The following is a 20,945-nucleotide window of genomic DNA, read 5'->3' on the forward strand; positions in this document are numbered from 1 at the left end:
CTCACTCCACGCGCGATTGATACGCGCGAACGGCGAGGAAAACGCCGAGGACGAGCAAGCCACCGCCGAGGAAAGCGACGCCCGGCGGGAGGAGGCCCAGCAGTGGCTCCGCCCCGCTGCCGACGCCGTCAATCACGCGCGGCGTCGTCTCCGGGCCACCGAGGTCTGTCACGCCAGCGCCGAACAGTGTCTGGACGGCAAGTGCGGAGACCAGCAGTGCCGCCCCCGCACCGACGTACTTGCCCAATCCGTCGAGAACCGAGTCCTTGTCCTGTGTTCCGCTGACACAGACGACGAGAGAGTCCTGTGTCGGAGCGTACACCTTCATCTCGCGTCCCTTCACGGAATAACGCGTATCGGCGACGCGTACGAGTCCCGCGTTTCTGAGATTGTCGAGATGGTGTCGGATATTCTGGAGGGAGGTATCGACGGTATCGGCGAGTTCCGACGCCGTGGAGGGCTCGCGCTGGAGGGCAGCGAATGTGTCGCGTGCGGTGTCCGAGGAAAGACACCCAATGAGTTGCTCCGCCTCGTCGTCCTCAAGCGAGAGGACCCGAAGGTCACCATCGGCGTCCGCATCTCCGCTCGCGTCGGTGACGCCCGCGTCAGACGGTAGCAACCCGGCCATGCACATCCGTTCTGTCGTGTCAGTAGTAAACATTTCGGACGTAACACCGCAGTGTAACATACTCGCATAGGTCAGATCGCCGACGCTCGACGGGTTGTTCCCGGAATCTGACCGGTCACGTAGAGCAGTGTTAGAACTGCGACGACGCCAGCCAGACAGAACGCGAACGTTCGAAACACCGTATCGAAGGCGTACCCGTATCCGGTAAGAAAGCCGACGACGCCGCTCCCGCTCGCTTCGAGCAGGAGTGAAACGCCGCTGAAGACGGCGTACGCACTGCTTCGGACCGCCGCGGGAAGCGTGTCGAGTACCCACGAATCCAGCGCCGGAAACAGGCTGTGGATTGTGTAGCCGAGAACGGCGGTCACGACGAGAACAGGGGCGTATCCACTGACTTCTGTGAGTGCGAACAGCGCGGCGACGTAGACCGCGAGCGTTACGAGAATATAGGGGACTCGCGGGAATCGGTCCGCGAGTCGCCCCGAGAGCCAGAATGCCGGGACGCCCGCGGCGAAGACGACGGTGAGCATCGTACTCGCCTGCGCCGTCGTGAACGGCTTGGCATCGACGAGGTAGGAGACGTAGAAGTTGAACAGGCCTTGCCAGACGAACCCGGCAGTCGAAATCATCAGCATGCCGACGAAGATGAGTCGCCAGTGGCGGAGTGCGCCGAGGAAGTCGCGGTCCGTATCCGTCTCAACTACCGCGTCAACGCCGCGAGCGGTGTACGCGAGAACGACGGTCACGGCGGCCGCGAGGGCGGCGAGAAGCCAGAACGTGGTGCGCCAGTCTTCGAGAGCGACGAACGTGACAACGACCGGTGCGGCGACGACGGCAGCGAGTTGGGCCGCAGTGCCGTGGACGCCAATCGCGCGCCCGACGGCGTCAGGATAGAGTTCTCCGACGAGCGGAACGGCGGCGACGAAGTACGCGCCCGAGGCGAGGCCGATGCCGAACGCGCCGACCTGCACGGTTCGGATCGACGATGCGGTGGCGGTGAACGCGGCGGTAACGGTGAGAAGCGCGCCCGTCCCGAGGACGACGCGGTGGCGCGGGATATGCGTGAGGAGGTAGCCGACCGGAATACGCGGCAGCGCCGTTCCGACCCACACTAACGTCGTCATCAGTCCCACCGCTTCCGGACTGGCACCGAGTTGGTTCTGGAACGTCTCGACCAACGGCGCGAACGCCGTCCGTCCGAAGTTGACGAGGAAAACTAACCCACAGAGCGTCCCGAACAGTCGTCGCGTCACGGCCGTCGGTTCGGTAACCGGCGTGAGGAAGGTATCGGAAGGGGCGAACGGTGTGTGGGAAATGTACGTGAAGTGGGTGGACCCGTGTGACGACCGCGAGGCCACCCCATTTACGACGCCACCCGACGAACGCCCGGCTATGATAACGAGCGACCGAATGGCCGCGGTTGACGAAAACGCCGAGGCGTTCGGCGTACCGCGGAAGCAACTGATGGAGTCGAGCGGTAACGCCGTCGCTCGGGCCGTCCGCGACATCGCCGACCCGGGCGCGCAGGTGGCCGTCGTCGCCGGACGCGGAAACAACGGCGGCGATGCGTTCGTTGCCGTTCGCTTTTTGGACGATTACGACGTGACCGTCCACCTCCTCGGCAGACCAGAAACGATTTCGACGGATATCGCCCGCGAGAACTGGGATGCGCTCGAAGCGTCCGAGTACGACACCCGAACCGTGACCGATTCGAAGGCGCTCGGTCTGGGCGACCCGGATGTCGTCGTTGATGCGATGCTCGGCACGGGGGTCACCGGCGCGCTCCGCGAACCCGAGGCGACGGCCGCCGAGGCGGTGAACGACCTCGATGCGACAGTCGTTGCGGTTGATGTACCTTCCGGCGTGGACGCCGATACGGGGACAGCCGCGGGCGTCGCTGTCGATGCGGACCGCGTAGTCACGTTCCACGACGAGAAGCCCGGACTCGCTTCGCTGGACGCTGCGGTAACCGTTGCAGACATCGGTATTCCGGCGGCGGCGGAGCTGTTCGTCGGACCCGGTGACTTGCACCACACCCGACGGTCGCAGAGTCACAAAGGCGACCACGGCGAAGTCCTCGTCGTCGGTGGCGGGCCGTACACCGGTGCCCCTGCTCTCTCGGCGCAGGCCGCACTCCGCGCGGGTGCTGATCTCGTGCGAGTCGCCTGTCCCAAGTCGGTCGCGCGCGAAATCCAAGGCTACAGCGAGAACCTCATCGTCCGTCCGTTCGATGGCGATCATCTCCAACCGTCCCACGTCGATGGACTCACAGCACTCGCGGCCGATCACGACGTGGTCGTTTTCGGCCCCGGACTCGGCGACGAGGATGCCACGCTCGACGCAGTGGCCGACTTCCTCGAATCGTACGAGGGAACCGCCGTCGTAGACGCCGACGCGCTCCAAGTCGTTCCCGAGGTAGACACCGACGCGACGCTGGTCTGTACGCCGCACCAGGGCGAACTGTTGAAGATGGGCGGCAAGACAGCGGACGACTGGCGCGAGCGGACGGATCTCGTCGAGTCGTTCGCCGCCGAACTAGGACACGTCCTCCTCGTGAAGGGTGCGTACGACATCATCTCCGACGGCGAGGTGACGCGCGTCAACCGGACGGGGAACCCGGGGATGACCGTCGGCGGCACGGGCGACGTTCTTGCGGGAACGACGGGCGCACTCGCCTGCGTCCGCAACGCCAGACATGCGGCCGCCGTCGGCGCGTACGCCAACGGGAGAGCGGGCGACGCCGCCGTCGAGGAGAACGGATACGGTCTCCTCGCTACCGACTTGGTTGACCGTCTGCCCGTGGCCCTCCGGAGGGACGAATGACCGACGAGACACCGGTCGGCGGTGCTGACGGCGACAGCGAGGACGGAACCGGCGACGAACGGGACTTGACGCACGTGGATGAGGAGGGGAACGTCCAGATGGTCGATGTGGGTTCGAAACCCGACACCCGCCGCCGCGCCGTCGCTCGGGGGACGATTCACCTCACCGAATCGACCGTCGATGCGATTCGAGACGACCAAATTGGGAAGGGAGACGTGCTGGCGACGGCGCGAATCGGCGCGATTCAGGCCGTCAAGCACACGTGGGAGACCATCCCGATGTGCCATCAAATACCCATCACGAACGTCGAAACCACCTTCGATGTGGCCGACGAGCGTGTGACGCTCACGGTCACCGTCGAGACGACGGGGAAAACAGGGTGTGAGATGGAAGCGTTGGAGGGCGTCACCACCGGCCTCAACGTCGTCTGGGACATGGTGAAAGCGGCGGAGAAAGACGACGACGGCCAGTATCCCGACACGCAAATCTCCGACGTACAAGTGGTGTCAAAAGAGAAACACCAGGAGTGATCGAAATACGACAAAGACACCGATACGTACCTGTCGTCGGTTCTGTTCCCAATACGTAAATCATCCAATAGTTATCAGAAATGATATCCTTTCGGTATTTATATAAATGGATGACCACCACGCCTGTCCATGGAGGGGCATCCTACACGGGTAGTTACAGTAACAGTTGCGGCACTGGTGATTCTGGCGAGTCTTCCTGCCGGAATCATCGGTGTTGCGTCCGCGGAGACGCCGACGGTTCCACCGGAATCTCCGGGCTTGAACGTCACGACCGAGACGAGAACGGTCGGTTCGACGTCGAACGTCACCGTCGCCTATAATCTCACAGGTGAGATTGACGCCGCGGACGTGCGACTCGAACTGTGGAACGGGACGACGCGGTATAACCAATCAGCGCCGGGACAGACAGAGGGCACGCTGAATCTCACGGTTCCGGCGTCGCTACCGGGGGGCGATCACCGGGTTCGCGTCATCGCTATGAACACGAGTACGCTCACGTCGAACGCCTCGGCGGCGGCCGTTGTCGAGACGAACTCGCCGGTCGTAATCGAGGACTACAATCTCTCTACGACGACGCCCGCAACGGGCGAGGAGGTGACGGTCAACGTCACGCTCAACAACACGGTGGGGTCACAGCAGAACTTCTCGACTCGCGTCTACAAGTCTGATAGCGCAATCGCCGACGCCAACAACACGACCGTTTCGCTCACTGCGAACGGGCAGACGCACGTCGAACTGAACGTCTCGTACAGTTCCGATTCGACCAACAACCTGACCGTCAACGACGAACCATCGACAGAAGTGACCGTCGGTGACTCTGGCGGATCAGGTTCGGGCGGATCCACCTACACGTCCGTTTCGGCCGGGAACGTCACACTCCCCGTCGGGCAATCCGGGACGTTCGATGTGACGTACGACCTCGGTGACGAGATCGACACGGCTGATGCGAAACTGGAGGTATCGAACTTCACCACGACGCTCGACACGAACACGTCGCTCGTGGACAACGACACCGTCCAGATGAGTCTCCCGAAACAGTCGATGGCGGGCGACAAGCGACTACAAGTCGCCGTGCGGAACACGTCGTCCGACTTCGTCGTCGCGCAGTCGGTCCTCAACGTCTCCGTGCGGGGGAACGTCACGGTCGAATCGGTGACGCCGCCCACAACGGCAGTCGCATCGGCGGCCAAGAACGTCTCGGTGACGCTGAACAACACCGGATCGTCGTCTGAGTCGTTCGAAATCTCCGTCTTCGACGACGCGACGAGTCGGTTCCCCGTCGGTTCGAAGTTCGTCAGCGTGCCGGGGAACACGAAGACGATCTACAACGTCTCCGCGTCGTACTCGGAGGGGACGCGAACGACGTATCTTGGCAACGAGAGCTACGGGACGACGACGGTGTATCCGGCCGCGACAGTCGATTCGGTGACGCACGTTTCCGGACCTGCCAACAATACGGCCCTCTCTACGTCGGTCGATTCAGGCGGGATGCTGACCGTGGAACTCCGTAACGGTACCGACCAAGACCTCGCGCCGACCGGTCTCACCGAAAGTTCCCGCTTCGAGGTCGTCGTTCACCTGAACCACTCGGTCGATCCGGGGCTCGTCATCGCCAACGCGCGGAACGTCTCGTGGTCGGTACAGAACACCTCCGAACACTACGTCGTCACTATCGCCGCGCAACCGCTCGAATCGCAGTTCATGGCGAACGCGCCCAGTCTGGACAACTGGGACTCGCTGTCAGATTCGGAGGACAAGGCGGACGACAAACTGCTCTGGTACTCCATCTCGTTCATCGACGAGGACGCGTTGTACAACCAGAACATGACGAACATGACCATCGCAACGGACGCGCAGACGTTCGGGTCGCCGCGGTACGACGAGGCCAACGACTCGATCAACATCGAACTCGCGGCACCCCACTACACCGTCTCGGACACGCAGAACGACGGCATCTACCAGGCGACGATTCCGAGTACGATGCTCGGACAGTGGGGCGTCTCCAATCCCGACAACCTCACCGGGACGTACCAAGGGCAGTCGCGGTCGATAACGACCACGAGCAACGACGACGGGAGCATCGACATCTCGATGAACATCCACTACTCCAGCGGGGAGGTGTCGCTCAGTCCGGACGCATCGGGCGACGATACCAGTTCGTCGGGAGACGATGACACTTCCAGCGACGACTCATCCACTGACGATACATCGAGTTCGTCCGACTCGGACGACGATGACGACTCGTCAACCGATTCGACCGACGACTCGACGACTGACGACTCAACTGATGACACGACAACTGAAACCACAACGACCGACGACGCCGAAACCAACGAATCCGACGACGCATCGAACGAGACGGACCTCCTGCCGGAACTGACCGGCGAGGTCAAAGAAGTGGCGGCAATCCAGAACACCGACGGCAGCAGTTCCGCGGTGGTCGAGAACGTCACCGCGAACGAGACGGTTCGCATCCGTCTGTCGAACAAGTCTACGGACGCACAGAACGCAACGTCCAACACGTCCGTCAGCGACGATATCGGTGAGAACGCCACGGAGAACGATTCGGCGGGCGCGACGAACGCTTCCGACCGTCCGGCGGTGAACGGACTCGACTTGAACCTGCGTAACGACACAGATTCGCTCGGCGTCAACGTCTCCGATTCGGACACCGTGCCCGACGGGACGCCCGAGTTGGAGAGTCAATCCGACGACGCCGAGGCCGTCGGCTACCTCTCTATCGACGTGTCGGGAACCACCGACGACGACATCGAGAACGCGACGATCACGTTCTCCGTCCCGGCGGCGAAACTGGCGGCAACGAATACGTCGTCCGACGACGTGACGCTCCACCGGTACCACGACGGCGAGTGGCAAACGCTGGAGACGACTCACTTGGGCGGCGACCGCTACGCTGCAGAGACACCGGGGTTCTCCGTCTTCGCAGTGAGTATGAAAAAGTCGATGACGGCCGACACGGACACGAAGACGACCGCTGCGGAGACGACGGCGACCGAGGAATCGACACCGCAGTCGAGCGAGACTGAAACGGCGTCTGCGTCCCCGACGAAGACAAGTACGGGCGCGCCCGGATTCGGCGCTCTCGTGACCTTCGCGGCGCTTCTGGCCGTCGCCGTCCTCGCGCGACGCCGAGCATAACACTCGGGAGTCGCTGTTTTTCACGCACGAACCGAGAAAAATCGCTGGAGGATCGATAGCGCCGCTACGTCTGATACCCGCCGTCGGGTTCGGCCTCTGCTTCTGCCTCCCCGTCCGTGCCCGCTTGGACCTCTGCGGCCTTCGCCCGCGCTTTCTCAACGATTGCGGGGCGGGCCTCGAACTCGACGAGGACGTTCTCGCCCTCGTACGCCTCGTTTTTGACGTTGCCGTGGTCGTACAGCCACGAAACGAGGCTCATCGTATCGTCGGACATGGGAAGGAGCAGTCGCTCCTCGCGCCAGTCGGGAAGTTCGCGCTCGATTCTATCGGCGAGCGCACCGACGTTCTCGCCGGTCAACCCGGAGACGGAGACGGGGTTCGGTGCGAGTGCCTGGAGCGCGTCCATCTTCCGGCCGAGTTCGTCGGCATCGACTTTGTCGATTTTGTTCAGCACCGTCACGATGGGCGCTTCGTTGCGTTCGTACAGCGTGTCGTGACAGGTGACGAGTTTGTCCCGCATCTCTTCGACCGGTTCGGAGGCGTCCACGACGAGCAGAACCAAGTCGGCGCGGTACACCGAGTCGAGCGTCGATTTAAACGACTCGACCAACCAGTGCGGTAAGTCTGAGACGAATCCGACAGTGTCGGTGAGGAGAACGTCTCGCGTTCCGGTGTCGGCGCGGCGCGTCGTCGTTCCGAGCGTCGTGAACAGGCGGTCTTCGGACTCGGCGGTCGGATCCAAATCTGGGTGCAGGTCCTCGTTCTCACCGACCTCCAGATCTTCGGCAAGTCGGCGCATCAGGGTGGATTTGCCCGCGTTCGTGTAGCCGGCGAGGGCCACGAGGTCGAACCCGGACTCGCGGCGTTGTTCGCGCCGTGTCTCCTCCTTTTCGGCGATGGAGTCGAGTTCGTTTTTGATGCGCGAAATCTGGTTTTTGATATCCTGTTCGCGCGACTCGTCGTACTCGCCGAGACCCATGAACCCCGGTCGTTCGTCGCGCTTTGCGAGCGACGCTTTCGCCTCCGCACGTGGAAGTTCGTACCGGAGTTCCGCGAGTTCGACCTGCAGTTGCGCCTTTCGCGTGTTGGCTCGTTGGCCGAAAATCTCTAAGATGAGCGTGAATCGGTCGATAACTTCGACGCCCTCGGGAAGTTTGCCGCCGATGTTGTACGTCTGGTATGGACCGAGGCGATTGTCTACGATGACCGCCGCGGCGTCTGTCTCGGCGACGAGCGCGGTCAGTTCGTCTACTTTCCCCTCGCCGAAGTGGAATGCGGCGTCTTCCTTGCGGGACTGTGAGAGCGTGCCGACGACTTCGTATCCCGCGGCGCGCGCGAGGTCAGTTATCTCCGAGAGGTCGGCCGACTCGCCCGAGTTGACGCGTTTTGCGACGATAGCGTTGGTGCCGTCGCTCATCGAATACACCCGGTCGTCGTCTGGTGTTTCGCCTGCACGGATGCAGGACGTACGCCGCCGAGGCACTTGAACGCTACTCGGTAAGACTCAACGATGATGGCGGTTTGTCACCTCGATTATGCTGCATACCATGTTATCATATACCATGTCTTGGTTGCACATACTCGGACTTGTATGTTCCCGTACGCCACATGTACCGTTCGCCTCGGTGACCAGTACGAAACAGGACCTGTCCGTTCGCACAAAGATTATATCCGATGACGCGCCACGTGCGGTCATGCCCGACCCGTTACAGCTGTCGCTTGATCCCACCTCGCTCGGATTGGAGTTCGGGAGTGGTGCGGTCATCGGCGGCATTATCGGTTTTGCGGCGAAGAAAATCGCCAAGATAATCGCCGTCATCATCGGCTTAGAGCTCGCACTGTTCAAATTCCTCGAATCGCGCGGCATACTGGCCGTAGACTGGGAGAAACTCACTAACGGCTTCATGAAGAGTACCGAAGCGGCCACGTCCGGAGCGCCGCCGAGTTGGATTTCGACGATCCTCTCGACGCTCTCTATCTCCGCTGGTTTCTCCGGCGGGTTCCTCGTCGGCTTCAAGAAGGGATAACGCCGACCGCTACCGCGTACTCAGTTCGTCTTTGTCTTTCACGATACGCGTCTCGGCCTCGCCGGACGTGTACTCGTTGACCATGTCGTAGAAGTCGTTTTGCAGTCCCGCCGGGAACGTAACGACGCCGACCCACGAGCCGTCGTTCTGCCACTCCTCGCGTTCTAAGTCGCCGTACTCGCGGACTTGTGCCTGCGTTTTTCCTGCATAATCTGCGGGAATTTGGACCGCAACGGTCACCTCGTCGAACCGGATGGGGATCACGGGACGGAGTGCATCAAGGGCCTCGTCAACCTGCGATTCGACCTTCTCCATCGGGTCAACCTTGAACCCCGCCTCTTCGAGGGCGCGCTCGATGCGTTCCGGCGGGTGTGGGGCGTTGTCCATCTGCGGGTTGACCGCGTTTCGAGCGATGGTGTTGATGAGTTGTTTCCGCTTCTGTTCTTGCATCTCGCGGCGCTGCTCGGCGGTTATCTGAATCTCTCCGCGCTTGACGACCTCCGGAATAATCTCCATCGGATCTGTCGTCTCGAACACTGTTTCGAGGTCGTTTTCGGCGGGTCGGTCGCCGCGAGAGGCGTCCTCGAACACGTCTTCGGCGGCGATAACCTCCTCTAAGTCGCCTTCGAACTCGCCGCGTTTGATAGCGAGTGCCGCATCCGGATCGATAAGTACCTCGAAGCGTTCACCGTGGGATTCGAGTCGAGCGGTCACCGCTTCGTCGAGTGAAATCATACCCGGTGCTACTCACTCCGAATTAAAAAGCCCTCCCCGAATCGCGCTACTTGCGGCCGGGCGCATTCTATCGCTGTCCGGGACTCTGTCGCCGCACGGATCCGGTAAAAAGCGCTGAAAAGCTGATTCGGTCGGAGTCACAGAACGGAGCGTCGGCAGTGCGTCCGGAAGTTAGCTCGAAAGCTGTTCGACGACTTCCACGAGGTCGTCTTTATCCTGCACGCCGATCACTTGCTTTGCCTGTTCGCCGTCAGCGTAGAACTGCAGCGTCGGCACTGAGCGAATCCCTTGATCGCGGGCGAGTTCCTGTAGTTCATCGATGTCTACTTTCAGTACGAGCGCGTCCGTCTCAGCGGCAATCTCATCGACGGTTGGTTCGAGCATCTTGCACGGCCCACACCAATCTGCATAGAAGTCCACTAACACGACGTTCTCGCCTGCGACAAGTTCTTCGAGATGATCTTGGCTTTCGACGTGGACGGGCGTTCCTCTACTCTCGGGCGTACTCATAGCCCATCGGTAATCACCGGACACGCTTAACTATTGAGAGGAGATGCCGCGCTGCCGCACGACCGCTCTCGTCTGACGTGCGCCGTTTGGGCAAGCATGGGGTGCCGAGCATCGGATCGTATCGTGGCCGCTGCTAGCCTCGTGACGGTGATCATCTCAGACAACGTCGTAGGTGAGCAGAACGCCGTCGTCGATTCGCTCGACGTCGCGGAGGTCCAACGTCGGGAACGACTCGACAAATCCGTCGCCGTCCGCCAGCGTTGGCGCGTCGCGGCCGCCGAGAACGACCGACCCGACGTACACGGAGAGTTCGTCTACGAGTTCGTCCTCGAACAGCGAGAAGATGACCTCTCCGCCGCCTTCGACCATCAGTCGGTCGATCCCGCGGGCTTCGAGTTCCGCGAACGCCTCGGGGAAGGAGACGCGTGTGTCGCCGGCGGTGACGACCGTCCCGCCGGTCTTTTCGAGTGCTGACACTCGATCTGCGGGCGCTGATTCACTCACGAGAACGTACGTCGTCGCGGCGTCGTCGAGGATGCGAGCGTCGGTCGGCGTCCGAGCACGCGAGTCGGCCACGACGCGGGCCGGATGCGGTTCCCGACCGTCACTCTGCCGCTCGTCTCGGTAGTCGGCGTCGTCTACGGTCAGATGCGGGTCGTCTGCGAGGACGGTACCAACGCCGACGAGAACGGCGTCGCTGTCGGCGCGAACGCGGTCTACGCGGGCGAAGTCGTCCGCACCGCTGATTTTTATCTGTTCGCGCCGTCGCGTCGAGAGCTTTCCGTCTGCACTGGTGGCCGCGTTGACGACGACGTGCATACTATCCGATGAGCGGCGCGCGGTAAGCGGATTTCGGTCGATGGGACCGACGGACAGGAGTTATATAGCTTACCGTGGTATTTCGTGACACTAATGCCGCCCAAAGTGCTGATGCTGGGGTGGGGATTCCCGCCGAACGTGAGCGGGGGTCTCGACACCCACGTCGGGGAGATGTTTGACGGACTCAGAGCGCGCGGCGTAGACATCGACCTCGTCCTTCCGGCGGAGTACGCGCCGGACGAAAGAGAGGGTATCTACGGTGTCCCGACGGGGGAAGGAGACATCATCACCCGCATCGGCCGCCTCAGTTCGGCGTTTGCCGAACGCGCCGAGGACGCCGACATCGTCCACACGCACGACTGGTTCGGCTACGGACCGGGGTCGCGGGCGAAATCGAACGCGGACGTAGAGTGGGTGACGACGTTCCACTCGCTGTCCTCGGACCGTAACCTCGACCCACCGAAACGAGAAGTCGAAACCGAGCGCCGAATCGTCGAACGGTGTGACCACCTTCTCGCGGTGAGCGAACTCACGGCGAGGCGGGTCAAAGAGCAGTACGGCGGCAGTCCGGAAGTCATCTACAACGGGTTCTCGAAGTGCGAAACGACGGGGCGAGATCTGAAAGCGGAACTCGATATCGACGGCAACATGCTGTTTTTCGTCGGCCGCCACACCGACCAGAAGGGCATCTCTCACCTCGTCTACGCGATGGAGAAACTCTGCCGGGACGACGTGACACTCGTCGTCGGCGGGTCGGGCCACCTCACAGAGCAGTTGAAGAAGTTCGCTGACCTGTTAGATGTCGAAGACCAAATCGAATGGGTCGGCTACGTCCCCGAGGAGGCGCTCGGCGACTACTACGCCTCGGCAGATTTGTTTATCTCACCTTCCCTCTCGGAACCGTTCGGCATCACCATCACCGAAGCGCTCTCGGCGGGCACGCGCGTCGTCGCCACGGAGAGCGGCGTCAGCGAAGTCCTTCCCGAAGACTGCGTCATCGAAGTCGATCCGTCGTCGGACTCCATCGCCGACGGCATCGACTACGGACTCTCGCTTGAGGGGCCTCCGGAGTACGACCCTGTGACGTGGGAGGACGTGGTGGACGACACAATCGAGTTCTACGAGCGAATCGCGGACGAGTAGCGGCAACTCATCCGCGTCGCAAGTGCCAAGCACTACTCACCAGTCCACTCGAACCCGTCTCCTGTCTCCCGAACGCTTCCCGAAATTGGTCGTTCACCGTCGGCATCGAGCGCGTGAGCAACCGACGAAGGTTGTTGTCGAGGAAGAATCGGGCCGCCCATGCGGGGAACTCGTCGGCGAGTACGATTTCGGTCGTCCGCTGGTGCGTCGAGACCGTCTCCCTGATGTAAGTGGACGCTAAACGACGGGGACGGCGAATTTCTCAGTAACCGGTACTTCACGATACTCGCTCAGTTCCCCCTTGCTATATTGGATGGTGTATGCTATCTATTAGCATGTTCACCGTGCTACTGCCGATTGACGGGAACGAAGAACACGGTGCCGCTCAGGCCGACGCAGTCGCTGTGTTGCCGAACGCGGTGGAGACGGTCGAAGTGACATTGCTGTACGTGTTCGACGACGAGGACCGCGCTGAGGTCACCGCACCCAAACAGATCAACGGCGGACGTGCCGCGCACAACCGACTCATGGACGCAGGCGTGAGTGTCGAGGAGATGTCGCGCGTTGGCGACCCCGCGGCCGAGATTCTCGCGGCGGCAGCAGAGGTAGATGCCGACTACATCGTTCTTGGCGGTCGCAAACGATCACCGCTGGGATCGCTGCTCTTCGGCAGTGTCTCACAAGCGGTTATCTTGGATGCCGACCGGCCGGTCACGATTACGGGAGGGAAGGCGGAGCGTCAATCCGGCTAACGGAGCAATCGAACGTCCGTCGCCGGTTCGGGGTGGCGAATCCGGTAGCCATCCGTAGTCGGTACCAATCCCTCACGGGGGAGACTCTGCCGGGCCGCTTGATACGGCGAGTCGTCGCGGGGAGACTGGTACGAACTGTCCTCGCGGGCGGGTTGGTAGGGGCTGTCCTGTCGGGCCGATTGGTACGGACTGTTGTTCTGTTGGCGAGCGCCGCGTTCGAAGTCTTCGGGCGGCAGGTAGATCCGTTCACCCGATTCGGATTCGACGACGACGGCGGTGTCTCGGTCACCGCGCATCGTGATGACCGTCTCACCGTCTTCGATACTCAACGAGAAGGTGACCTGTTCGTCCGCCGTTCCGGTGTCCGCCTCGCTCATACGCGAGTGTGTGACTGCATCACACTTAGCAGTTCGTACTCCGGGAACTCTTTTTACCGAACGGGAGTGTACTCCCGACGATGAACGTGGACGAACACGCCGAGGAACTCGCCTCCACCCTCGGAGTTGACAAATCGGAGGTCAAATCTGACCTAGAGGACCTGTTGTCGTACAGCGTCCCGATAGACGAAGCGAAACAGAGTATCCGCCGGAAACACGGGGGCGATTCCGGTGAGAGTACTGCACCGACTGCTAAGGGCGTTTCCGACATTACTCCCGAAGACGGCAACGTGACCGTCACGGTGAAGGTGCTGACCGTTGGGCGACGCTCGATCCGCTATCAGGGCGAAGAACAGACCATCCGCGAGGGCGAGTTCGCGGACGCGACGGGGAAGATTTCCTACACCTCGTGGGAGGACTTCGGGTTCGAGCCTGGTGACTCGGTGACCATCGGCAACGCCAACGTCCGCGAATGGGAGGGTGAACCCGAACTGAACCTCGGGCAGAGTTCGACTGTCGCTGTCGAGACGACACCCGTCGAGACGCCGTACGAGGCAGGCGGTGACACGGATCTGGTGGACCTGCGCGCGGGAGACCGCGGCCGCAACGTCGAGGTACAGATACTCGAATCCGAAGAGCGAGTCATCTCAGGGCGCGAGGGCGACACCACCATTCGGTCGGGCGTTGTCGCCGACGAGACCGGGCGTCTGCCCTTCACCGACTGGGGTGCGCGGCCGGAACTCCGCGAGGGCGAGACGTTCCGTTTCGAGGACGTGTACGTCCGCGAGTTCCGCGGCGTCCCGCAGGTGAACCTCTCTGAGTTCACGACGGTGACGCCGCTGGCGCGCGACGTCCCGGTGAACGACGAAGCCCCGCGGATGCGCATCGGTGAAGCCGTCGCTTCCGGCGGGATGTTCGACGTGGAAGTCGTCGGCAATCTGCTGGAAGTACGCGACGGTTCGGGGCTCATCGAACGCTGTCCCGACTGCGGGCGCGTCCTTCAGAACGGACAGTGTCGCACCCACGGTGACGTTGACGGCGAGGACGACATGCGCGTAAAGGCGATTCTGGACGACGGGAGCGGTACCGTGACGGCAGTCCTCGGACGCGAGCTGACCGAGCAACTGTACGGCGGGACGATGGCCGAAGCAATGGAGGCCGCCCGCGAGGCGATGGACAAGGAAGTCGTCGCCGACGAAATCAGAAGACAGGTCGTTGGCCGGGAGTTCCGCGTCCGCGGCAATCTCTCGGTTGACGATTACGGCGCGAACCTCGAAGCGACGGAGTTCGCGGAGTCAGAAGACGACCCGACAGAGCGTGCAACGGCTCTTCTCGGGGAGGTGACAGCATGAGCGCAGTCGAGAACCGCCGCGAGGTGGCCTACCGAATCTTCGCCGCGGAGTTCGACGACGCCTCCCTGTCTTACTCCGAGGGCGACGAGGAACGCGCGCCGAACTACGTCGTCACGCCGACGGGCGCGCGGGTGAACCGCCTGTTCGCCGTCGGCGCGCTGACGGAAGTCGAGTCGGTCAACGACGAAGTGCTTCGCGGGCGTATCGCTGACCCGACGGGCGTCTTCGTCACCTACGCCGGGCAGTACCAGCCCGAAGCGATGAACTTCCTCGACCGTTCGACGCCGCCGATGTTCGTCTCAATCACGGGCAAGGCGCGGACGTACGAGCCGGACGACTCGGATCGCGTGTTCACCTCGGTTCGTCCGGAGAGCATCAACGAAGTAGACGCCGGAACGCGGGACCGATGGGTGGTTGCGGCCGCCCGTGCGACCCTCGAACGCGTCGCCACGATGCAGGCGGCACTGGCGATGGATCACCGCGGGGACGACCTGCGTGCCGCGCTCGAAGCCCGCGGCGTTGACGAGTCGTTGGCGATGGGTGTCCCACTCGCTATCGACCACTACGGCACGACTGAACACTACCTCGAAGCAGTTCGAACGCTGGCAGTTCAAGCTCTCGAACTCGTCGCAGACAAACGCGAGGCGGTCGATTCGCTGACCGTCGCACCCGACGAAACAGGGCCGAGCGAACTCGGTCCCGTTCCGGACGTGGCAGCGGCGACAGCCCCTGAGGGTGGCGACGTAGCGATTACCGAATCCGACGAATCCGAGGCGAGCGGATCAGAACCCGTCAGCGACGAACCCACCGAAAGCGCGGCGACCGCGGCCGACGAACCGGCCACAACGGAGGCGGATGCGACGGCAGAGAAGACGGAACCGGCGACAGAGACGGAACCGGTAACAGAGACGGAACCGGCCCCTACGACAGACGAGACAGAACCGGAGACACCGACCGAGTCAGGCTCGGCTGAGGCAGCGGCTGACGCCGAGACGGTAGCGGCGACTGACTCGGGGACATCCGAAGCAGCGGCGGATACGCCCGAACCCGAGTCGTCTGCAGGCGGACTCGGTGATTTCGATGCGGGCACATCAGAATCTGAGACGTCCGAAACAACCGCCGACACGTCGGATTCGGCGGGTGGGCTTGGCGACTTCGACGCGGATGACTCAGTTCCCAGCGGTTCCGGCGACACGGAATCGGCTCCTGAAGCCATCGAACCGGATGCTGAGACTTCTGACCCGACCACTGACACCGAGACGGCGGCTGACACCGAACCAACCACGGATACCGAGACGGCGACCGCCGATTCGCCGTCCGAGGCGGTGCAGGCAGATGCCGCGGCGGATGCCAGCTCTGCTATGACTGGCGAGATGTACGAAATGGACGACGAGGAACGCGCCGAAATCGAAGCGGAGTTCGGCGCGGAGTTCTCCACCGGGAACGAGGTTGCTGACCCCGGCGAGGCCGATATTGATGTTCCCGACGCCGACGAGTTAGAGGCGGAGGGCGCTGAGGCGAGCGCCGAGACGAACGGTGAAACGCCGTCGGGTGTCGCCGACTCATCGGACACCGTCGAATCGGACACCACCGAAGCAGCGACCGAACCGAAGACGGAGATGGACGAGCCGCTCGAACCCGAGACCGACGAGACGCCCGAATCGGACACTGATGAGACGGCGTCGGACGAGTCCAAAGAATCCGGCAAATCCGAACAATCTGACGAGTCCGAACAATCCGGCAAATCCGAAGTGGCCGCCGACACGACCGAGGCGACCGACGAGCCCGCAGAAGACGTTGACCTCGAAGTCGCCGTCGTGGACGTGATGGCCGACTTAGACGACGGCGACGGTGCGGACCACGACGCAGTCGTCTCCACTATCGTCGAACAGTACGGCGCGGACGCCGACGCGGTCGAGGATGCGATTCAGGACGCCCTGATGAGCGGCAAGTGCTACGAACCGAGCGAAGGGACGTTGAAGTCCATCTGAGCCGATGGCACGGCGTGGCGACGGACCGATAGTCGAACCCGTTCCGGGCGACCCGGCGGCCGTCGCGCACCTCGGCCCGAACGCGGGCGACGAGACGGCGCTCGTCGTCGCCGATTACCACGCTGGAATCGAGGCGGGCCTGCGCTACGAACGCGGCGTCGAACTCGACAGCGACGCCGACGTGCGACTCGCGCGCCTGCTGCGCCTGTTAGACGAGACCAACCCGGATCGGCTGGTCGTCCTCGGCGACTTAGGCCACCGCATCGGCGCTCCGAAAGGAGACGAAGCCGACGAGTTAGAGACGTTCGTCGAGCGAACTGTCGCCCGGGTCCCGATAACGCTGGTTCGCGGCAACCACGACGGCGGCATCGCCGAGGCGTTCGGTGATCGAATCGACGTGACCGACGGGTCCGGTATCCGACTCGGGCGCGTTGGATTCGTCCACGGCCACACGTGGCCCTCCTGCGAGGTGGTCGAGAGCGAAGTCGTCTGCGCGGCGCACGAACACCCGGCGGTCCGTCTCGCGGACAGTGTCGGCGGCAGCCGGAAGGAACGCGCGTGGCTTCGCGGCCCGATGAATCCCGACCCGTTCGCGGAGGCGTTGGGACTGGATGTCGTCGAACTGGCGTGGCAGTCTCCCGAACTCGTCGTCTTTCCGGCGTTCAACGACCGCTCCGGCGGGACGTGGGTGAACGTCGAGGGACAGGAGTTCCTCTCACCGTTTCTCCCCGACGGCGTGTTCGACGCCGACGCATACCTCCTCGACGGGACGCGACTCGGCCCGTATCGGTCGGTGTAGATGGATGCGAAGCTATCGAGCCATCTCAGACGGATTTAACGGAGACGCTCATAGCGAAGAGGAGGCTCCCGATTACCGTCAAGTAGACTAGCGTCCCCCATTTTTCCGGACTGTCGTACGACTCGGGACGCACCGTGTTGTATCCAGTGAGGGCGATCACGAACCCGCCGCCGAAAATGGTGAGGAGTCCTACTGTCTGGCCTTCGTAGACGTACTCCGTAACGCCGTGAAGGAGGCCGACTGTTCCGAAGACGAAAAACGAGAGCTGGTAACCGACGCGTGGATTCATTACCGGTTATTTGTTCCAGTCGATAATGAATGTCATGCAACCAACCAATATATCGTAAAGTAACCCCGAACCGCCGCGAGCGGTGCGCTTAATCCGCTTGCACCGTTACGACGGACGATGGCAGACGGGACTGCCGCGCAGGGAATGGACGCGTTCACCGCCCTCGGCGACACGGTTCGCGCGGCGCTCTCAGAGCGTGGTTTCACGACACCCACGGAGCCACAGCGACGCGCGATTCCACCCCTCGCCGCTGGGAAGAACGCTCTCGTCATCGCACCGACGGGGACGGGGAAGACGGAGACGGCGATGCTCCCCGTCCTCGATTCGATTGTCGAATCCCCCGACGAGGACAGAGCAGGTCTCTCTGCCCTGTACGTCACTCCGCTCCGCGCGCTGAACCGCGACATGCGGGAGCGACTCGACTGGTGGGGCGAGGAGTTGGACATCGAGGTGGACGTTCGGCACGGCGACACCACGCAGTATCAGCGACAAAAGCAGGCAAACGACCCGCCGGACGTGTTGGTGACGACGCCGGAGACGCTACAGGCGATGCTGACGGGCGAAAAGTTGCGGACGGCACTGTCGGACGTGCGCCACGTCGTCGTAGACGAGGTACACGAACTCGCCTCGGCCAAGCGCGGCGCGCAGTTGACCGTCGGTCTCGAACGCCTCCGTGCGCTCGCGGGACCGTTCCAGCGCATCGGACTCTCAGCGACGGTAGGGTCGCCCGAGGAGGTCGGGAAGTTTCTCACTGGCGACCGGTCGTTCGAGATCGTCGAGGTCGATGCGGGGAGCAAGGTGGCGTTCACCGTCGTCCACCCCGACGTGACCCGCGAGGACCAGACGTTAGCCGGGCAGTTGGCGTCTGAAGACGAGATGGCGAGTCACGTTCGGGCGATCCGCGATATCGTGCGCGACCACGAATCGACGCTCGTCTTCGTCAACACCCGGCAGACAGCGGAGGCGCTCGGGTCGCGCTTTAAGCGGTTGAACGAACCGATAGCGGTTCACCACGGGTCGCTCTCGAAGGACGTGCGAATCGACGTCGAAGATCGGTTCAAGACGGGCGAGTTGGACGGTCTCATCTGCACCTCCTCGATGGAACTCGGCATCGACGTTGGTCGAGTGGACCACGTCGTCCAGTACGGCAGTCCGCGTGAGGTATCGCGTCTGCTCCAGCGAGTCGGCCGCGCAGGCCACCGCCGCGACCAGACCTCTCGGGGAACCATCGTCACCTCCTCGGCTGACGACACGCACGAGGCGCTCGCCATCGCGCGGAAGGCCGAAGCGGGAGAGGTCGAACCCGCGCGCATCCACCACGCGAGCCTCGATACGGTGGCGAACCAAATTGTCGGCGTGGTCATGGACTACGGCGAGGTTTCGGCCCGTAAGACGTACGAACTCGTCACCTCGGCGTATCCGTTCTGCGACCTCGAAGCAGCGACGTTCCGCGAAATCGTCCGGGAGTTGTCGGGCAACCGTCTGCTCTGGCTGGACGAGGAGAAAGACGTGTTGGAGAAATCCAGCGGCACGTGGCAGTACTTCTACGCCAACTTGTCGATGATCCCCGACGAAGAGACGTACGACGTGTACGACATGTCTTCTCGTGGGCAGATCGGCACGCTGGACGAACGCTTCGTCGTCAACTTCGCCGAACCCGGTGCGTCGTTCATCCAACGCGGCGAGATGTGGCGCATCAACGATATCGATGACGAAGAGGGCGAGGTACACGTCACACCCATCGAGGACCCCAGCGGCGAGGTGCCGTCGTGGACCGGATCCGAGATACCTGTCCCCGCACACGTTGCGGGAGAGGTGGGCGAGATACGCGAAACGGCCGCCAGACAGTTCGAACTCGGTGGCGAACGGGACGCCGTCGCACGCGACTTCCGCGGCCGCTATCCCACAGACGAACGAACCGTCTCGAAGTCGCTGAAGCCCACGGAGCGACAAGTTGACGCCGAGTTACCAGTACCAACCGCCGACCGACTCGTCATCGAAGGCCAAGGACGGAAAGTCACCCTCAACTCCCCGTACGGCCATCGCGTGAACGAGACACTGGGGCGGATGCTGGCCGCGCTCGTCGGGCAGCGCACGGGATCGTCGATCGGTATCGAGACGGACGCCTATCGCGTGACGTTCGAGGTTCCGCCGAACGCCTCCGTCCACGATTTCACCGAGGTTCTGGAGACGACGGACCCTGATCACGTCGAGGGCGTCCTCGAACTCGCACTGAAACACTCCGAGTCGCTGAAGTTCACGCTTGCACAGGTGGCCGCGAAGTTCGGTGCGCTCAAGCGCTATCAAGGGAACAAACGATTCGGCGGCGACAGACTACTGGCCGCTCTGGAAGACACGCCCATTTACGACGAGGCGGTCCGGGAGGTGTTCCACGTCGATTTGGCTGTTCCCGAGACGACCGAACTGCTTCGGAAGATACAGGACGGCGAAGTGGCCTTGGAGACGGCGCGGGAACGCACCCCCATCGGTATCGACGGCCGGTCTAGCGGCCGTGAACTGCTCGTCCCCGAGAACGCGGATGCGAGCGTGATACAAGCGATTAAAGAGCGAATCCAGAACGACCGGGTCATCCTTCAATGTCTGCACTGCACGGATTGGAAGACGACGCGGAAGGTGCGCCGCGTCCGCGACCAACCTGAGTGCCCTGAGTGCGGTGCGACGCGCGTTGCCTGCTTGAACCCGTGGGACGACGAGACGGTGACAGCCGTGCGCGCGAACGACCCCGACGACGAGCAACGACGACTGAAAAAGCGCGCGTACAAGTCAGCGAGTCTCGTCCAGAGTCACGGCCGCAAGGCCGTCGTCGCCCTCGCCGCGCGCGGTGTCGGCCCGCAGAACGCGGCGCGTATCATCGGGAAACTCCGCGAGGATGAAGACGACTTCTACCGTGACATCCTCGAACAGGAGCGACAGTACGCCCGTACGCAGTCGTTCTGGGACTGATTGTTCCGCCTCACTCAATCTTGGTTCATGTTAGGTACTGACACTCG

19 protein-coding genes are annotated in these 20,945 nt (G+C 62.6%); 10 read left to right on the top strand and 9 right to left on the bottom strand.

Features of this window, described 5'->3' with window-relative positions; translation table 11 throughout:
• Position 1: 1 nt before the first annotated feature.
• On the bottom strand, positions 2-628 hold the full coding sequence (locus tag HBOR_RS09070) for an ArsR/SmtB family transcription factor (RefSeq protein ID WP_006057095.1): 627 nt from the start codon (positions 626-628) through the stop codon (positions 2-4).
• Between the two features lie 71 nt (positions 629-699).
• On the bottom strand, positions 700-1,881 hold the full coding sequence (locus HBOR_RS09075) for an MFS transporter (protein ID WP_013440608.1): 1,182 nt from the start codon (positions 1,879-1,881) through the stop codon (positions 700-702).
• A gap of 139 nt (positions 1,882-2,020) precedes the next feature.
• On the opposite strand from HBOR_RS09075, the gene HBOR_RS09080 reads away from it, so the two are divergent.
• The 3 genes from HBOR_RS09080 to HBOR_RS09090 all read left to right on the top strand — a co-directional run bounded on the left by HBOR_RS09080 (position 2,021) and on the right by HBOR_RS09090 (position 7,140).
• A complete protein-coding gene (locus HBOR_RS09080; RefSeq protein WP_006057093.1) occupies positions 2,021-3,451 on the top strand; it encodes a bifunctional ADP-dependent NAD(P)H-hydrate dehydratase/NAD(P)H-hydrate epimerase in 1,431 nt (476 codons plus the stop codon).
• Positions 3,448-3,981, top strand: a complete 534-nt coding sequence (gene moaC, locus HBOR_RS09085; protein ID WP_006057092.1) for a cyclic pyranopterin monophosphate synthase MoaC — start codon at positions 3,448-3,450, stop codon at positions 3,979-3,981. Before HBOR_RS09080 ends, moaC begins: the two co-directional genes overlap by 4 nt.
• 129 nt (positions 3,982-4,110) lie before the next feature.
• Positions 4,111-7,140: a PGF-pre-PGF domain-containing protein gene (locus HBOR_RS09090; RefSeq protein WP_241432433.1), complete on the top strand. Its 3,030-nt coding sequence runs from the start codon at positions 4,111-4,113 to the stop codon at positions 7,138-7,140.
• Positions 7,141-7,204: 64 nt separating this feature from the next.
• Here HBOR_RS09090 and hflX read toward each other — a convergent pair whose 3' ends face one another.
• A complete protein-coding gene (gene hflX / locus HBOR_RS09095; RefSeq protein WP_006057090.1) occupies positions 7,205-8,557 on the bottom strand; it encodes a GTPase HflX in 1,353 nt (450 codons plus the stop codon).
• 277 nt (positions 8,558-8,834) lie between these two features.
• Here hflX and HBOR_RS09100 point away from each other — a divergent pair, with 277 nt between their 5' ends.
• Positions 8,835-9,167 (top strand): FUN14 domain-containing protein, encoded by a 333-nt coding sequence (locus HBOR_RS09100; protein ID WP_006057089.1) that lies wholly within the window; start codon positions 8,835-8,837, stop codon positions 9,165-9,167.
• 9 nt (positions 9,168-9,176) lie between these two features.
• Here HBOR_RS09100 and HBOR_RS09105 read toward each other — a convergent pair whose 3' ends face one another.
• The 3 genes from HBOR_RS09105 to HBOR_RS09115 form a co-directional block, all read right to left on the bottom strand.
• Positions 9,177-9,902, bottom strand: a complete 726-nt coding sequence (locus tag HBOR_RS09105; protein ID WP_006057088.1) for a ribosome assembly factor SBDS — start codon at positions 9,900-9,902, stop codon at positions 9,177-9,179.
• A 171-nt stretch (positions 9,903-10,073) separates the two neighbouring features.
• Positions 10,074-10,412, bottom strand: a complete 339-nt coding sequence (gene trxA / locus HBOR_RS09110) for a thioredoxin (RefSeq protein ID WP_006057087.1) — start codon at positions 10,410-10,412, stop codon at positions 10,074-10,076.
• Between the two features lie 156 nt (positions 10,413-10,568).
• The gene (locus HBOR_RS09115) at positions 10,569-11,231 is read right to left on the bottom strand and encodes a 2,5-diamino-6-(ribosylamino)-4(3H)-pyrimidinone 5'-phosphate reductase (RefSeq protein WP_006057086.1); all 663 of its coding nucleotides are present in this window, start codon (positions 11,229-11,231) and stop codon (positions 10,569-10,571) included.
• A 111-nt stretch (positions 11,232-11,342) separates the two neighbouring features.
• On the opposite strand from HBOR_RS09115, the gene HBOR_RS09120 reads away from it, so the two are divergent.
• A complete protein-coding gene (locus HBOR_RS09120; RefSeq protein ID WP_006057085.1) occupies positions 11,343-12,374 on the top strand; it encodes a glycosyltransferase family 4 protein in 1,032 nt (343 codons plus the stop codon).
• Between the two features lie 32 nt (positions 12,375-12,406).
• On the opposite strand, the gene HBOR_RS20465 is transcribed toward HBOR_RS09120, so the two are convergent.
• The gene (locus HBOR_RS20465; RefSeq protein WP_006057084.1) at positions 12,407-12,535 is read right to left on the bottom strand and encodes a hypothetical protein; all 129 of its coding nucleotides are present in this window, start codon (positions 12,533-12,535) and stop codon (positions 12,407-12,409) included.
• Positions 12,536-12,709: 174 nt separating this feature from the next.
• On the opposite strand from HBOR_RS20465, the gene HBOR_RS09125 reads away from it, so the two are divergent.
• The gene (locus HBOR_RS09125; protein WP_006057083.1) at positions 12,710-13,126 is read left to right on the top strand and encodes a universal stress protein; all 417 of its coding nucleotides are present in this window, start codon (positions 12,710-12,712) and stop codon (positions 13,124-13,126) included.
• On the opposite strand, the gene HBOR_RS09130 is transcribed toward HBOR_RS09125, so the two are convergent.
• Positions 13,123-13,503, bottom strand: coding sequence for a DUF7510 family protein (locus HBOR_RS09130; RefSeq protein WP_006057082.1), 381 nt, complete (start codon positions 13,501-13,503; stop codon positions 13,123-13,125). The two genes, HBOR_RS09125 and HBOR_RS09130, sit on opposite strands and share 4 nt — an antisense overlap.
• 80 nt (positions 13,504-13,583) lie before the next feature.
• Between HBOR_RS09130 and HBOR_RS09135 the strand changes: the two genes are divergently transcribed.
• Genes HBOR_RS09135 through HBOR_RS09145 form a run of 3 tightly spaced genes read left to right on the top strand, consistent with a single transcriptional unit; the run spans position 13,584 to position 17,645 of the window.
• On the top strand, positions 13,584-14,855 hold the full coding sequence (locus tag HBOR_RS09135) for a Single-stranded DNA binding protein (RefSeq protein ID WP_006057081.1): 1,272 nt from the start codon (positions 13,584-13,586) through the stop codon (positions 14,853-14,855).
• Complete coding sequence (locus HBOR_RS09140; RefSeq protein ID WP_013440609.1) at positions 14,852-16,846, top strand: hypothetical protein; 1,995 nt, start codon at positions 14,852-14,854, stop codon at positions 16,844-16,846. Before HBOR_RS09135 ends, HBOR_RS09140 begins: the two co-directional genes overlap by 4 nt.
• Positions 16,847-16,850: 4 nt before the next feature.
• Positions 16,851-17,645 carry a metallophosphoesterase gene (locus HBOR_RS09145; RefSeq protein ID WP_006057078.1) on the top strand — a complete coding sequence of 265 codons (795 nt, stop codon included), beginning with the start codon at positions 16,851-16,853 and terminating at the stop codon, positions 17,643-17,645.
• 25 nt (positions 17,646-17,670) lie between these two features.
• Here HBOR_RS09145 and HBOR_RS09150 read toward each other — a convergent pair whose 3' ends face one another.
• Positions 17,671-17,934 (bottom strand): hypothetical protein, encoded by a 264-nt coding sequence (locus HBOR_RS09150; RefSeq protein WP_006057077.1) that lies wholly within the window; start codon positions 17,932-17,934, stop codon positions 17,671-17,673.
• 117 nt (positions 17,935-18,051) lie between these two features.
• Here HBOR_RS09150 and HBOR_RS09155 point away from each other — a divergent pair, with 117 nt between their 5' ends.
• A complete protein-coding gene (locus HBOR_RS09155; protein WP_006057076.1) occupies positions 18,052-20,898 on the top strand; it encodes a DEAD/DEAH box helicase in 2,847 nt (948 codons plus the stop codon).
• Positions 20,899-20,945 lie beyond the last annotated feature (47 nt).

Source organism: Halogeometricum borinquense DSM 11551, from assembly GCF_000172995.2.
Lineage (GTDB): Archaea > Halobacteriota > Halobacteria > Halobacteriales > Haloferacaceae > Halogeometricum > Halogeometricum borinquense.

What these genes read in the sequence shown, in the direction of transcription:
- HBOR_RS09070 (WP_006057095.1), bottom strand. Translation starts at nt 628, where the DNA reads ATGGCCGGGTTGCTACCGTCTGACGCGGGCGTCACCGACGCGAGCGGA.
- HBOR_RS09080 (WP_006057093.1), top strand. Translation starts at nt 2,021, where the DNA reads ATGATAACGAGCGACCGAATGGCCGCGGTTGACGAAAACGCCGAGGCG.
- moaC (WP_006057092.1), top strand. Translation starts at nt 3,448, where the DNA reads ATGACCGACGAGACACCGGTCGGCGGTGCTGACGGCGACAGCGAGGAC.
- HBOR_RS09090 (WP_241432433.1), top strand. Translation starts at nt 4,111, where the DNA reads ATGGAGGGGCATCCTACACGGGTAGTTACAGTAACAGTTGCGGCACTG.
- hflX (WP_006057090.1), bottom strand. Translation starts at nt 8,557, where the DNA reads ATGAGCGACGGCACCAACGCTATCGTCGCAAAACGCGTCAACTCGGGC.
- HBOR_RS09100 (WP_006057089.1), top strand. Translation starts at nt 8,835, where the DNA reads ATGCCCGACCCGTTACAGCTGTCGCTTGATCCCACCTCGCTCGGATTG.
- HBOR_RS09105 (WP_006057088.1), bottom strand. Translation starts at nt 9,902, where the DNA reads ATGATTTCACTCGACGAAGCGGTGACCGCTCGACTCGAATCCCACGGT.
- trxA (WP_006057087.1), bottom strand. Translation starts at nt 10,412, where the DNA reads ATGAGTACGCCCGAGAGTAGAGGAACGCCCGTCCACGTCGAAAGCCAA.
- HBOR_RS09115 (WP_006057086.1), bottom strand. Translation starts at nt 11,231, where the DNA reads ATGCACGTCGTCGTCAACGCGGCCACCAGTGCAGACGGAAAGCTCTCG.
- HBOR_RS09120 (WP_006057085.1), top strand. Translation starts at nt 11,343, where the DNA reads ATGCTGGGGTGGGGATTCCCGCCGAACGTGAGCGGGGGTCTCGACACC.
- HBOR_RS20465 (WP_006057084.1), bottom strand. Translation starts at nt 12,535, where the DNA reads ATGGGCGGCCCGATTCTTCCTCGACAACAACCTTCGTCGGTTGCTCAC.
- HBOR_RS09125 (WP_006057083.1), top strand. Translation starts at nt 12,710, where the DNA reads ATGTTCACCGTGCTACTGCCGATTGACGGGAACGAAGAACACGGTGCC.
- HBOR_RS09130 (WP_006057082.1), bottom strand. Translation starts at nt 13,503, where the DNA reads ATGAGCGAGGCGGACACCGGAACGGCGGACGAACAGGTCACCTTCTCG.
- HBOR_RS09135 (WP_006057081.1), top strand. Translation starts at nt 13,584, where the DNA reads ATGAACGTGGACGAACACGCCGAGGAACTCGCCTCCACCCTCGGAGTT.
- HBOR_RS09140 (WP_013440609.1), top strand. Translation starts at nt 14,852, where the DNA reads ATGAGCGCAGTCGAGAACCGCCGCGAGGTGGCCTACCGAATCTTCGCC.
- HBOR_RS09145 (WP_006057078.1), top strand. Translation starts at nt 16,851, where the DNA reads ATGGCACGGCGTGGCGACGGACCGATAGTCGAACCCGTTCCGGGCGAC.
- HBOR_RS09150 (WP_006057077.1), bottom strand. Translation starts at nt 17,934, where the DNA reads ATGAATCCACGCGTCGGTTACCAGCTCTCGTTTTTCGTCTTCGGAACA.
- HBOR_RS09155 (WP_006057076.1), top strand. Translation starts at nt 18,052, where the DNA reads ATGGCAGACGGGACTGCCGCGCAGGGAATGGACGCGTTCACCGCCCTC.